This is a genomic window from Escherichia sp. KTE172 (assembly GCF_000408845.1).
Taxonomy (GTDB): domain Bacteria; phylum Pseudomonadota; class Gammaproteobacteria; order Enterobacterales; family Enterobacteriaceae; genus Escherichia; species Escherichia coli.
Genome location: NZ_KE137316.1, coordinates 4,077,084 through 4,090,224 on the forward strand (window position 1 = coordinate 4,077,084; position 13,141 = coordinate 4,090,224).

Sequence of the window (13,141 nt, forward strand, 5' to 3'; positions counted from 1 at the left end):
AGAGATCACTCCACACAATAGCGTTGATGATTGTCCAGCAAAATGTCAAATTCAAACACTCCCCTGGTTTCGCTGACATCGACCGTAGCCACAATATGAAAACGTAGTTCCACAGGGGCGTATTCATCCGGTGCCGCAGCCGTAACAACAACATCGGTAATACGAGGTTCGTAATGTAAAATGCACTGGCTAATGGACTTACGGATTTCTCGTCTGAAATCGCTGGAGGCCAGCGATTCATCATTTAAATCAGTAATCCCCAGCTCTGGTGAGCCATAACAACTGCCGGAGCGGGTATTCAGGACCTGTCGCAGGTTACGTCTGATGGAACGTATCAGTGCTTCTTTTGTATTCTGGTATGAAGGCGGGTTGGCCGCCTCACGAATACGTTCAAAAAGACTGCTGGTTGGCCCTGAATCCCGTCTTTGCATCTGATTATTCCTTATCCAGTCGTCCGACCAGACTCAGGTCGAAACTGGCACCCATGTATTTAAAATGCGGTCTGACAGAAATCGCGACCTGGTACCAGCCTGGCTCACCATCCACATCAAGTACCTCGATCTTCGCCTGACGTAATGGTCGGTGGCTGCGGACTTCGGCAGGCGGATTCTCCTGGTCGGCCACATACTGGCGAATCCAGGTGTTCAGCTCACGCTCCAGGTCACTGCGTTCTTTCCATGAGCCAAGCTGTTCGCGCTGAATTACCTTGATGTAATGCGCTAACCTACTGATTACAAATAAGTATGGCAGCTGAGTGCCGAGTTTATAGTTGGTCTCCGCAGCCTTGCCTTCGGGGGTTTTGGGGAATTTTTTGGGTTTCTGCACCGAGTTGGCCGAGAAAAAGCACGCATTATCAGATCCTTTACGCATGGTCAGTGTGATAAAGCCTTCTTCCGCCAGCTCATACTCTCTCCGGTCAGTGATCAACACTTCAGTCGGAATTTTTGCCTGCATTTGCCCCATGGATTCATACAGATGCACCGGGAGGTCTTTGACTGCGCCGCCGCTGGAAGGGCCAATGATATTGGGACACCAGCGATATTTAGCAAAACTTTCAGCCAGGTTCGCAGCTAGTAAAAACGAGGTGTTCCCCCACAAATAAGACTCGTGACTCTGGCTGACGTCTTCATGGTAACGGAAGGTCCTGGCTGGGTTCTCATCTGGCGAGTAAGGGTGACGCAGCAGGAACCGGGGGGCAGTCAGTCCCAGGTAGCGTGAATCTTCAGATTCACGCAAGGCACGCCAGCGGGAATAGGCCGGGCCTTCAAAGATTGCTCCTGGTTCTTTGATCCCTGGTAACTCTGTCCATGAGTCCAGACCGAAAAATTCGGATGATACTGATGAGAGGAACGGGCTGTGCGCCATCGCACTGACCTGGCTGATATATTTCAGCAACTTCATATCCGGCGTGGTGTTCTTAAAGGCAAAGTTGCCGATTACCGCCGCCACTGGCTCACCGCCAAATTGTCCGTAACCGCTTGAATATACATGCTTGTAATACGCAGACTGCGTGATTTCAGGTGCAAATTCGAAATCATCCAGCAGTTCTTCCTGAGTGACATTCAGGAAATGGACCTTGATGTTTTCCCGTGTATCCGCGCGTTCAACCAGCAGCTTCAGCGAGCGCAGCAGGGATTCCAGTTCCTGAAACTCCGGGGCATGAATAATGGCATCCATCTGCCTGCTGGTTCGGGCATCAATATCAGCAATCATGGCGTCAACGGCCAGGATATTGATAGGTTCAGCGCTACTGTCGCCCTGTAACATGGCGGCAATAAAGGCGCTCACGCCCTGGCGGGTGATATCGTAGCTTTCTGATTTAGGCTGGACGCGGGTTTGCGCCATGATTTCATCAAGCAGAGATGGGGGCGCGGCGGTTTGCGACGCGCTGACGGGAGCAATATCTTCCTTTACTGACATACTGAAAATCCTTCTGTGAAAATTATTTCTGAGCGGCGATACCCAGTTCTTGGATCAGCTGCTCGCGGCTGTCTTCGTTTTCCAGTAGCGCCTGAAGTTGTGCGCGGAAGGCCGGAATATTGCCTAGTGGAGACTTAAGTGCGACCAGAGCTTCACGCAATTCGAGCAGACGTTTTATTTCTGGTACCTGGCTGGCAATATGGTCCGGAGAAAGGTCATCCATAGATTTGACTTTCAGGTTGACGTACATTTGCTCATTGGGAGCGTCACTGAGTTCAGCCGGAACAACAAACTCCCGTTCAATGTCAGCTTCTGAAATGACTGCGTTGAGGTTATAGCGGTTGATAGCAATGGCAGTTCGCTCGTCCAACGGCGTGTTATCTGGTTTCCCTTTCAGATTGCCGGTGATCAATAAATTCAGCGGCAATTCGATATCAGCAGCCACCCCATCAACTTTTGGTGTATACCGAACGCTGATTCTTTCTTTCGGCGCGACACTGCCGCCATTGTTGTTCATTTTGCTCATAAAAATGTTCCCGTTCAGGCCATGAGCACAGCATTTTCGTACTGCATAAAAATACCGAAGATACCGTTTCAGTGGCAGTTAGATAATGTAACCTTCCTTCTGTTGTGATCGGTATTCTACTCATGAAATAAAATATTAAAAGAACTATTTATATTTTAGAAAGAGATGTATTCTTCCTTGCTAATATATTATAGTGAAATAAATTTTGGTATTTATAGACTTGATGAATATGATTTTACGGTCAATAAAATGCCATAATATATTGATTTATATGTATTTATTAAATTTATTAATAAGTTTTATGTATGGTTTTATCAATTGATTAATTGCTGGCAATACATCATAAGGAATTCCTTTAAGGAATGTCTTAATTGCGTGCTGGAACGATGGCTGAGTAAGTGTCGTAATAATTTGTTTTTGACGCGGCTGTGGATTTTTATGGGGGGAAGGATACGTTATGGATAATTCTGCTGTTGAAGTTGATATATTTTTAGCTTATGTGACCGTGTTCTGAAATTGACTAAAAATATATTTAAACACCATAAAAGAGTTTTTCAGTAGGTGCTAATTACGTGTGCCTGTAACTCGAATAAAGAAAAGGGTGTGGTTCCTGATGTGAGCCGCATCACACTCTAACCCGTCGGGGATTAACGACGGGTTGTTCGTAAAACAGCAGTTGATAATTTCACAAGGAGTTCATAAATGCCAACCCCATGTTACATTTCAATTACAGGTCAGACCCAGGGGAACATCACTGCCGGTGCTTTCACCGCAGATTCTGTCGGCAATATCTACGTGCAGGGACACGAAGATGAAATGCTGGTGCAGGAGTTTCTGCATAACGTTACTGTTCCAACCGATCCACAGTCTGGTCAACCTTCCGGGCAGCGCGCGCACAAACCGTTCATTTTCACCGTGGCGCTGAACAAAGCCGTTCCGCTGCTGTACAACGCGCTGGCCTCCGGTGAAATGCTGCCGAAAGTGGAGCTGCACTGGTGGCGTACTTCAGTTGAAGGCAAGCAGGAGCACTACTTCACCACACGTCTTACTGACGCGACGATTGTGGACATGAACCTGCACATGCCGCACTGCCAGGACCCTGCACAGCGTGAGTTTACGCAATTGCTCGCAGTATCACTGGCATACCGTAAGGTTGAGTGGGAGCACATCAAATCCGGTACTTCTGGTGCCGATGACTGGCGTGCACCGCTGGAAGCATAAATCTGAGTCAACAACATCCTGCCTTCGTGCAGGATGTTGTTTTTGTACGTGTAAAAAATGAGTGTCAGTAAGGAGTTACGCTTTCATGAGGGAGATGGCGGATGCCGGAAACCCGGGCGGTAGCGTACCTGAAAATGTAAAGATGAGTGTAACGCTGCACTGGCACCCTTTGCTGCATGGTAAGAATCATTTGGTCCGTGAATAAATCAGGGAGGTCATTATGTCCTTAAAAGGTCTGCGCTTTACGCTGGAGATTGACGGCCAGGAGCCGGACACCTTTGCAGTGGTGCATTTCAGGTTAATCCAGAACCAGTCTTATCCGTTTGTGATGAGTGTGGATGTTGCCAGCGACTCTTTTATGCAGACGGCGGAGATGCTGCTGGAGAAGAAGGCGACGCTGACCATCTGGCAGGGCGTCATCCCGCTGCGTTATGTCACCGGCGTGGTGGCGGGTTTTGGCATGCAGGAGAACAATGGCTGGCAGATGCGTTATCACCTGCGTATTGAGCCGCCGTTATGGCGGTGCGGGCTGCGGCAGAACTTCCGTATCTTCCAGCAGCAGGATATCCGGACGATATCGGCCACGTTACTGAACGAGAACGGCGTCACGGAGTGGACACCGCTGTTTTATGAGGACCATCCGGCGCGGGAGTTCTGTGTCCAGTACGGGGAAAGCGACCTGGCGTTTCTGGCGCGGTTGTGGGCGGAGGAGGGAATTTTCTTCTTTGAGCGGTTTGCGGCGGACAGTCCGGAGCAGAAGCTGACGCTGTGCGACGATGTGGCGGGGCTGTCACAGGCGGGAGAGCTTCCGTTTAACCCGGACACATCGGCAGGAGCGGAGACAGAGTGTGTCAGTATGTTCCGTTATGAGGCGTATGTCCGCCCGTCGTCGGTGCAGAGCCAGGATTACACGTTTAAGGTGCCGGACTGGCCGGGGATGTATGAGCAGCAGGGTGAGAACCTGAACGGACAGCTGGAGCAGTATGAGATATTTGATTATCCGGGAAGGTTCAAGGATGAACAGCACGGCAAGGATTTCACGCTGTACCAGATGGAGAGCCTGCGCAGTGATGCGGAAAAGGCCACAGGGCAGAGTAATTCACCGAAGCTGTGGCCGGGAACGCGGTTTACGCTGACGGGGCATCCGCAGAAGATGCTGAACCGTGAATGGCAGGTGGTACAGAGTATTCTGTCAGGGGACCAGCCGCAGGCGCTGCACGGCAGCCAGGGGAGAGGAACCACGCTGGGAAATCAGTTAGAGGTGATACCGGCGGACCGGACGTGGCGTCCACGGCTGCAAAGCAAACCGAAGGTGGACGGGCCACAGAGCGCCATTGTCACCGGTCCTGCGGGAGAGGAAATCTTCTGCGACGAACACGGACGTGTGCGAGTGCAGTTTCACTGGGACAGGTATAACCCGGCAACGGAGGCGAGTTCATGCTGGGTGAGGGTGTCGCAGGCGTGGGCGGGGCCGGGATTTGGTAACCTGGCGATACCGCGCATCGGCCAGGAAGTGATTGTAGACTTCCTGAACGGCGACCCGGACCAGCCGATAATCATGGGGCGGACGTACCATGAGGACAACCGTTCGCCGGGGAGTCTGCCGGGGACGAAGACGCAGATGACGATACGGTCGAAGACCTATAAAGGAAGCGGCTTTAATGAACTGCGGTTCGAGGACGCGACGGACAAGGAAGAAATTTACCTGCACGCACAGAAAAATATGCAAGTCGTTGTGCTGAACAGCAAGGATAAGCGGGTCAACTATGACCGGACGGTCAGCATCGGGCATGATGAATCCCTGGTGGTGGCAAATGACCGGAAAGTGACGGTTGAAGGTAAACAGGACCATAAAACCACCAAAGACCATGTCAGCCTGACAGAGGGCAATCAGGGGCTGGAGGTGAAAGGCGATCTGGCACAGAAAATAAGCGGCGCGCTGGGTATCAGCGTACAGGGCGATATTGTTTTACAGAGCGACAGCAAAATCAGTCTGCGGGTGGGCGGTTCATTTGTGGTGATCCATTCCGGCGGCGTGGATATTAAGGGCGCGAAAATCAATCTTAACGGCGGAGGCAGTCCGGGAGACGTGATCCTGCCGATGCGCCCGGTGATCCTGAAAGCCGCAGCCGGAAGCGGGACAATGTTTGTGGCGCACTGCCCGAAGGAGGATAAGTGATGGAAACGGCACCCGTGCAGTACGCCATTGTGGATGGCGCTGTGGAGGAAGGATTGCTGGATTTTCTGAACGAGGTGAATCCCCCGCACTGTTGTCTGTATGCAGAACCCATACAACTGGATCTGGTCGCGCTAGCCCCCTATCTCGTGGAAGTCGTTCCGGAGGTTGAAGCATGGCTGAGTGTTAAGGCGTCGCCATGGGGAATATATCTGACTTCTGAGTCATCCATGCGTGAGCTACAGCAACACTTCAGACGTTATCTGTGGGTTAGGATCCCCGAACAGGAGAAACCTGTTCTCATGCGATTTTATGATCCCCGGAATATATGGGTATTAGTGGAAGTTCTGACCCCCCGCCAGCGTCTTTCTTTTATCAGTCCCGTCAGACAGCTAAGTACCCGTTATGGTGAAGAATGTCGTGAGGATAATTTTTCTTCCGTCCGTCCCGCAGAAACTATGAATATAAGGGCAGAACGGCCATCACAACTGACGCTGAGTTACAGACAATATAGCCAACTGGAACGAAAGGCACGGGATAATTATCTTGATATATTATCTGCATTTATCGAAGAAAATGTAGATAAAAACGGATGGGATGATTCATCAAAAGCTGAATCATCCCGAATTCTGGCAGAAGATTATTTCTCTTTTTGCCAGTCATTAAATATAGCAGATGATCGTTCCGTCAGAACAATGACGCTTATATTACTGAAAAAAAATATAATCGATCTCAGATATATTCCGGATGACTGGTATGAACAACTCAGCAATCAGTCATACCCGGGACATATTCGGGTACATGAACTTGCACAACAGGAACTGGGATTTATCCCACAATAAAAAGACAAACGGATAGATTATATGACATCTCCATCTTCGACAGCCGGAAAGCCCTGTGTGGAATGCGGCATTCCTGATCCATGTATTTTTGATGTTATTAGTGATTTTCCAGAGGCCGGCGAGAAACATTTCTGGTCAAAAGAAGGAGTGGCGCGTTTTAAGCTACTGGATGATGGTTCCGGATGTGATGGTATAATTACCATTACCTACCAGTGCGATAAAAGTGGAACACATGAGGCATGGTTAGAGGAAGAATCAGAAAATAATCATAAGATACTGCAACCTTTCGGAATACCTAATAAGGTCACTTTGGATGATAACTTGTCTGAAGGTGAAATAATTGCTATGGGTACATTTCGAGTACCATGGGATTATTTGGGGGCAATATCCTCTCCACTTAAGAATCATTATGAACCTGCCCATTATTCAGTCAGAATTGACAGTTGTTACGAATGTGGCAATTATGTTGAAATTGATGTTTATCCTACAGTGGAAATTAGGTTTACTACAGGGTTCAGCTATGAGATTTCGTCATCAAAACAGACGAGAACAGTAAAAGAGCGGCGTGACGAAAGAATAAAAGCCAGGGACGCAATGGAGAACACCAAGCCCAGGGATAAAAATAAACTCCGTAGCGGCTGGACAAATACCACTGCTGAGTTTGAGTGGATAAACAAGACTTCCCTGACTGTCGATTTTGGCGTAAAAATAGCTAATGTTGAACACACAAGTGAATATGAAAAAGAGATAAAAAAACTTCGACAAACAAAGCAACTGGAACAGATAGGAAGAATTGACTCTCTGGTCAAGAATGTCAATAAATATTTTGCGCCAGATCCTGACAATAATAATGGTACGCGCAAATATGCATTGTTCAGTGCAAAAATAGAACCCGTTAAACTGGGTATATCGTATGCCTATCAATATACCGATATCCAGGATGGCCCCTGTCATTTTTATGGTTTGTTTGGTGCCCCATTTTTTGAAGCGTCGTTCAGATTCGATATTATTTCATTTATATGTGCATATTGTAAAGTCGAGTCATTGGTCAACAGATGTCGTGAATATCTCCGTAAAAACGGAGCCAGTGTTGAATGCTATATCGAGATTTCAGCGGAGATTAATCTTGATCTTGGCGCAGTATACGCTGAAAAGGATAAAAAATGGGAGTTTAATGTAAAGGAAAGTAACATCAAGCTCGGTTTAAAAGGTGTGGTGAGTGCGACGTTTGAGGCGAATGTTTTTGTTGTACAACTGACCGCCGAAGCGACTGCCTCTATAGAAGCGAAAGCTGGATTTGGATTTGATTCACATGATGACGGACTGGACCTAGCATTATTTCATGACGGCATTAAAGGGAAGTTTGAATTTAAGATTGATGTGTCTCATGGTGAAGTTGATGAAAAAGGAAAGGGGAAGGAAAAGAGCGAAAAACCTGAGAAGAAAGATACCGTTGAGTGGCAGTTATGTGATCCTATGGAGGTAAAGGATTCACCATTACGGGTTAATTTATACGGTAAAGAACGCACTGTGGAGAAAAAAGTAACACCGCCGAAGCCAGTGACAACGTGGACGATAGGTATGGATTATTAAGTGATATTACAGAAATTAAAAGTGAACAGTATAATGAGTATTTTCCCCTTTTGAGAGAGAATAATTATGAAGGCAAAACATTTAATATCGGTTATTTTACTGTCAGGAGTTGTTATGGGAACTGGATTTTGCTCTAACGATAACCAGCAAAAAATTCGCAGTAAGTTTAATATTGAAGAGTCATATTGTGCCATTAAGACTAATGGCGTCCTCGGGTTCAGTAACCGAAGAAGTGCCTGGCGGGCAAATGGTGATTCAACCGGGGCCATATCCAGCACCAATGCCATGATGCTGATGGCGAATGGAGAAAATGAAATCAGTCTGGAGATTGGGGCATTAGGATGGTTTTCTGACAAGCCTGCCAGTATGGAAGAACGGGGGCGTTTTTTTCCAAAAGCAGGATGCAGCCTGGATTTGGTTCGTTTTATTAAACAGGAGGAAACGCTGCTTTCTTCAATAAAAGTGACCATCAACCAGCAGGGCATACCTGAAGCCCGGCCAGACAGCGTGCATCCCGTTATCCGGAAAGAGATTTTGGCTGAGCAGGCGGAGCCAGGATTTATTGATCCAGATTATTTTGATGAAACCTATTTCCCGAAAGGGATGAAGGTGTATCAGTTCACTCAAAAAGTTACCGTGACAGGGCTTCCTGAATGGGCCTGGACGCGGGCAACCCCCTATACCGGAAGCGACGAGCAGTTACGGAAGTTAAAAGCCGCCTATACCGAAATGGCAAGCATCATCAGTAGCCGGGACAGGGCACGTCTGAAAGCTTATAACAAAGAGGCGCTGAAGGCATGGTCAGCCACAACCGGTGACTCTGAGGATGACATATTACTCTCACTCTTCTCAAAAGATAATGTGGAGGGAGGGAAAGCCAGAATGCAGCCCATCAGGTGGGACGATTATGCCGTCCGGGTTATGAATGGTGGACGTATGGTGCAGCTATATAATAAATCGAAACCAATATATTCCCCACTGACTTACCGTTTTACAGATGAAAGTGGTGAAGAGCGTATGGGGTATTACGCTCCGGTATTTTCGCTGATTGATGGTCAGTTTATCCCTGTTACTTGATTAACCTGTTGGGCTACAAATCAGGATGTCCGGTAAGGTGATTATTACTGAGTTAAGCACCTTACCGTTTTTTAAATTTTTTGTCGCTGATATTCCAGACAGGAAAACAATATGCCTTTAGCTGCCAGATTAAACGACAAAGGTACCGGCACAGGGAAAGATCACGTAACGCTGCTTTTTTGTACTAAATAATTCGCATTTTATGTTTAAAATTTGAGATATTCCTCATTACCTGAGGCTGTTTTTTATTACTTATACATGATCAAATACTCCTTACATAATTAAGGGGAACAAAATGGAACTTAAAAATTGATGGAACATATTTCTGTTATTCCCGATTACAGACAAGCCTGGAAAGTGGAACATAAATTGTCGGATATTCTACTGTTGACTATTTGTGCCGTTATTTCGGGTGCAGAAGGTTGGGAAGATATAGAGGATTTTGGGGAAACACATCTCGATTTTTTAAAACAATACGGTGATTTTGAAAATGGTATTCCTGTTCACGATACCATCGCCAGAGTTGTATCCTGTATCAGTCCTGCAAAATTTCACGAGTGCTTTATTAACTGGATGCGTGACTGCCATTCTTCAGATGATAAAGACGTCATCGCAATTGATGGAAAAACGCTCCGACACTCTTATGACAAGAGTCGCCGCAGGGGAGCGATTCATGTCATTAGTGCGTTCTCAACAATGCACAGCCTGGTCATCGGACAGATCAGGACGGATGAGAAATCTAATGAGATTACAGCTATCCCTCAACAATGCACAGCCTGGTCATCGGACAGATCAAGACGGATGAGAAAACCAATGAGATTACAGCTATCCCTGAACTTCTTAACATGCTGGATATTAAAGGAAAAATCATCACAACTGATGCGATGGGTTGCCAGAAAGATATTGCAGAGAAGATACAAAAACAGGGCGGTGATTATTTATTCGCTGTAAAAGGAAATCAGGGGCGGCTTAATAAAGCCTTTGAGGAAAAATTCCCACTGAAAGAATTAAATAATCCAGAGCATGACAGTTACGCAATGAGTGAAAAGAGTCACGGCAGAGAAGAAATCCGTCTTCATATTGTTTGCGATGTCCCTGATGAACTTATTGATTTCACGTTTGAATGGAAAGGACTGAAGAAATTATGCGTGGCAGTCTCCTTTCGGTCCATAATAGCAGAACAAAAGAAAGAGCCAGAAATGACGGTCAGATATTATATCAGTTCTGCTGATTTAACCGCAGAGAAGTTCGCCACAGCAATCCGAAACCACTGGCACGTGGAGAATAAGCTGCACTGGCGTCTGGACGGTGTGCCGCAGGAACACAAGATAGCTGCATAAGGATACGCAGTTAGCTTTTGTATAAGCTCATAAAGAGATGGTGGAAGGCCCACCGGGATCGGCTGTCGGAAGCAGATTCCAAACCACTTCATGCTGCTGTGGTAAAGAGCCATGGTAGTGAGCGATGAAGTAAAGCGTGAGTGAAAACTCAGCAGGTAAGATACTCATGAGACGAGTGAACCCGAACCCATGTTGACGCGTCGTAAACCAGAGACTGACATCAAAACCGAAGGGGCGTCCAGCCTTCGGGATAAGTCTGCGAGTGAATTCCGAATGCTGCGCAGACGGTGTCCGGCGTAAAGTGGGCGTGACGGAGTATCAGGCTCTTCCTGGGAACTGCGGGAACCTGTCGTTGTGATGATAAGGGAGAAATGCAAGTCACTGAATTGGCGAGCATGAAAGTACCGATGCACAGCACAGGGACGGAGCCGTTCGTAGTAGTGATGAAGCTTCTGTAATGGAGGTGGAGCGAAGGGGCGGCATCAGACAGTCTTTGGACAGTGTTCAACTGAACATGTTCAGGAGGAGACAATGACAAAGACAAAAGCGTTTAACATTGATAAGTCACTGGTGGTCAGCGCGTACAGGCGAGTGAAGACCAGTGCAGGCGCGGCGGGAATTGATAAGCAATCGCTGGCGGACTTTGATAAACGGTTAGTTGATAATCTGTACAAAATCTGGAACCGACTTTCTTCAGGAAGTTATTTCCCACCGGCAGTGAAAGCGGTGGCAATTCCGAAGAAATTGGGTGGAGAGAGAATTCTGGGTATCCCGACAGTCAGCGATCGTATCGCGCAGACGGTGGTAAAACTGGCCTTTGAGCCACAGGTTGAGCCACATTTTCTGGCAGACTCTTACGGCTACAGACCGAATAAATCGGCACTGGATGCTATAGGGGTAACGCGTAAGCGTTGCTGGTATTACGACTGGGTACTGGAATTTGACATCAAAGGGCTGTTCGATAACATCCCGCACGAACTGATAATGAAAGCCGTGGACAAACACAATCCGGCCCGGTGGGTAAAATTGTATATACAGCGGTGGCTGACAGCGCCGATGGTGATGTCAGACGGAGAAGTCAGAGCACGAACAATGGGAACGCCGCAGGGAGGTGTCATAAGTCCGTTGCTGGCAAACCTGTTCATGCATTATGTGTTTGATAAATGGCTGGCAAAATATTATCCGAAAGTGCCGTGGTATCGATATGCTGATGATGGCATTTTGCATTGTCACAGCGAAGCAGAAGCGACTGAAATGCGAGAAGTATTACGCAAAAGATTTAGCGAATGCGGACTGGAAATGCATCCGGAGAAAACGCGAGTTATCTACTGCAAAGATGGAAGCCGGAAGGGTGATTATGAACATACCATGTTCGACTTTCTGGGGTACACATTCAGGCGACGCGTAGTAAAGAACGTTAAGCGAAACAGTCTGTTTGTAAGTTTTACCCCCGCAGCGAGCAAATCAGCGCTAAAGGCAATGCGTCGGGAAATCAAAGCGACAGGGATAAGGAAAAGAGTGGATTTAAGCATTGAGCAGATAGCGAAATGGATAAATCCAAAACTGAATGGCTGGATAAATTATTACGGGCGATATACCTGTTCGGAATTATACAGCGTGTTCAGATATATCAATAAAGCACTGGTGAGGTGGGGGCGTAAGAAATATAAAATGCTCAGCCGATACAAGACAAGAGCCTCAAAATTTCTGGAAGAAATGGCGAAGCGAAGTCCACAGTTGTTTGCCCACTGGCGTCTGAAGATGAGAGGCGGACTTGTTTGATGGGAGCGGTATGAGCCGAGAGGTTCACGTACCGTTCTGCGAGAGGCTGCGGGGGAGGTTCCTGCGGCCTACTCACCTGGTAATGAATGAAGACGACTGCAAAATAAGAAGAGGAAATGCAGCAGAATTATTTTCAGGGATACGGCACATCGCTATTAATATTTTGACGAATGATAAGGTATTCAAGGCAGGGTTAAGACGTAAGATGCGAAAAGCAGCCATGGACAGAAACTATCTGGCGTCAGTCCTTGCGGGGTGCGGGCTTTCGTAATCTTTCCCTGGATGTGAAAAGCAGCTGCGGACAGGGAAAGATCATCAGAAGTACACTTTTTGTACTAAACAATTCGCATTTTATGTTTAAAAATTGAGATATTCCTCATTACCTGAAGCTGTTTTTTATTGCTTATACATGATCAAATACTCCTTACATAATTAAGGAGAACAAAATGGAACTTAAAAAATTGATGGAGCATATTTCTATTATCCCCGATTACAGACAAGCCTGGAAAGTGGAACATAAATTATCGGATATTCTACTGTTGACTATTTGTGCCGTTATTTCTGGTGCAGAAGGTTGGGAAGATATAGAGGATTTTGGGGAAACACATCTCGATTTTTTGAAGCAATATGGTGATTTTGATAATGGTATTCCTGTTCACGATAC

The 13,141-nt window shown here is 47.0% G+C and carries 9 protein-coding genes and 3 pseudogenes; 9 read left to right on the forward strand and 3 right to left on the reverse strand.

What is annotated here, in order from left to right; translation table 11 throughout:
• Positions 1 to 5 precede the first annotated feature (5 nt).
• From tssE to tssB, 3 genes are read right to left on the reverse strand one after another with little or no spacing between them, the layout of a single operon-like run.
• Positions 6 to 431 (reverse strand): type VI secretion system baseplate subunit TssE, encoded by a 426-nt coding sequence (gene tssE, locus G434_RS05000; RefSeq protein ID WP_001189669.1) that lies wholly within the window; start codon positions 429 to 431, stop codon positions 6 to 8.
• A gap of 4 nt (positions 432 to 435) precedes the next feature.
• Positions 436 to 1,920, reverse strand: coding sequence for a type VI secretion system contractile sheath large subunit (gene tssC, locus G434_RS04995; protein ID WP_000111580.1), 1,485 nt, complete (start codon positions 1,918 to 1,920; stop codon positions 436 to 438).
• A 22-nt stretch (positions 1,921 to 1,942) separates the two neighbouring features.
• Positions 1,943 to 2,446, reverse strand: coding sequence for a type VI secretion system contractile sheath small subunit (gene tssB, locus G434_RS04990; protein WP_000041478.1), 504 nt, complete (start codon positions 2,444 to 2,446; stop codon positions 1,943 to 1,945).
• Between the two features lie 702 nt (positions 2,447 to 3,148).
• Here tssB and G434_RS04985 point away from each other — a divergent pair.
• From G434_RS04985 to G434_RS04945, 9 genes and pseudogenes are all read left to right on the forward strand, one after another.
• The gene (locus G434_RS04985) at positions 3,149 to 3,667 is read left to right on the forward strand and encodes an Hcp family type VI secretion system effector (protein WP_001142963.1); all 519 of its coding nucleotides are present in this window, start codon (positions 3,149 to 3,151) and stop codon (positions 3,665 to 3,667) included.
• A 220-nt stretch (positions 3,668 to 3,887) separates the two neighbouring features.
• Positions 3,888 to 5,789, forward strand: a pseudogene (locus G434_RS04975) (type VI secretion system Vgr family protein); the annotation flags it as partial.
• A 56-nt stretch (positions 5,790 to 5,845) separates the two neighbouring features.
• Entirely contained in the window at positions 5,846 to 6,685 is an 840-nt protein-coding gene (locus tag G434_RS04970; protein WP_000446997.1) for a DUF4123 domain-containing protein, read from the forward strand.
• 21 nt (positions 6,686 to 6,706) lie between these two features.
• A complete protein-coding gene (locus G434_RS04965) occupies positions 6,707 to 8,278 on the forward strand; it encodes a hypothetical protein (protein ID WP_001306805.1) in 1,572 nt (523 codons plus the stop codon).
• Between the two features lie 114 nt (positions 8,279 to 8,392).
• Positions 8,393 to 9,355, forward strand: coding sequence for a hypothetical protein (locus G434_RS04960; protein ID WP_000536467.1), 963 nt, complete (start codon positions 8,393 to 8,395; stop codon positions 9,353 to 9,355).
• Positions 9,356 to 9,667: 312 nt separating this feature from the next.
• Positions 9,668 to 10,677 (forward strand): annotated as a pseudogene (locus G434_RS29310) (ISAs1 family transposase); the annotation flags it as partial.
• A 549-nt stretch (positions 10,678 to 11,226) separates the two neighbouring features.
• Positions 11,227 to 12,477 carry a group II intron reverse transcriptase/maturase gene (ltrA, locus tag G434_RS04950; protein WP_001306804.1) on the forward strand — a complete coding sequence of 417 codons (1,251 nt, stop codon included), beginning with the start codon at positions 11,227 to 11,229 and terminating at the stop codon, positions 12,475 to 12,477.
• A 76-nt stretch (positions 12,478 to 12,553) separates the two neighbouring features.
• A pseudogene (locus G434_RS30025) lies at positions 12,554 to 12,748 on the forward strand (ISAs1 family transposase); the annotation flags it as partial.
• Between the two features lie 175 nt (positions 12,749 to 12,923).
• A partial coding sequence (locus G434_RS04945; protein WP_016238780.1) for an ISAs1 family transposase occupies positions 12,924 to 13,141 on the forward strand: 218 nt, incomplete at its 3' end.

Coding starts and splice junctions, on each gene's coding strand:
- tssE (WP_001189669.1), bottom strand. CDS start 431: ATGCAAAGACGGGATTCAGGGCCAACCAGCAGTCTTTTTGAACGTATT.
- tssC (WP_000111580.1), bottom strand. CDS start 1,920: ATGTCAGTAAAGGAAGATATTGCTCCCGTCAGCGCGTCGCAAACCGCC.
- tssB (WP_000041478.1), bottom strand. CDS start 2,446: ATGAGCAAAATGAACAACAATGGCGGCAGTGTCGCGCCGAAAGAAAGA.
- G434_RS04985 (WP_001142963.1), top strand. CDS start 3,149: ATGCCAACCCCATGTTACATTTCAATTACAGGTCAGACCCAGGGGAAC.
- G434_RS04970 (WP_000446997.1), top strand. CDS start 5,846: ATGGAAACGGCACCCGTGCAGTACGCCATTGTGGATGGCGCTGTGGAG.
- G434_RS04965 (WP_001306805.1), top strand. CDS start 6,707: ATGACATCTCCATCTTCGACAGCCGGAAAGCCCTGTGTGGAATGCGGC.
- G434_RS04960 (WP_000536467.1), top strand. CDS start 8,393: ATGGGAACTGGATTTTGCTCTAACGATAACCAGCAAAAAATTCGCAGT.
- ltrA (WP_001306804.1), top strand. CDS start 11,227: ATGACAAAGACAAAAGCGTTTAACATTGATAAGTCACTGGTGGTCAGC.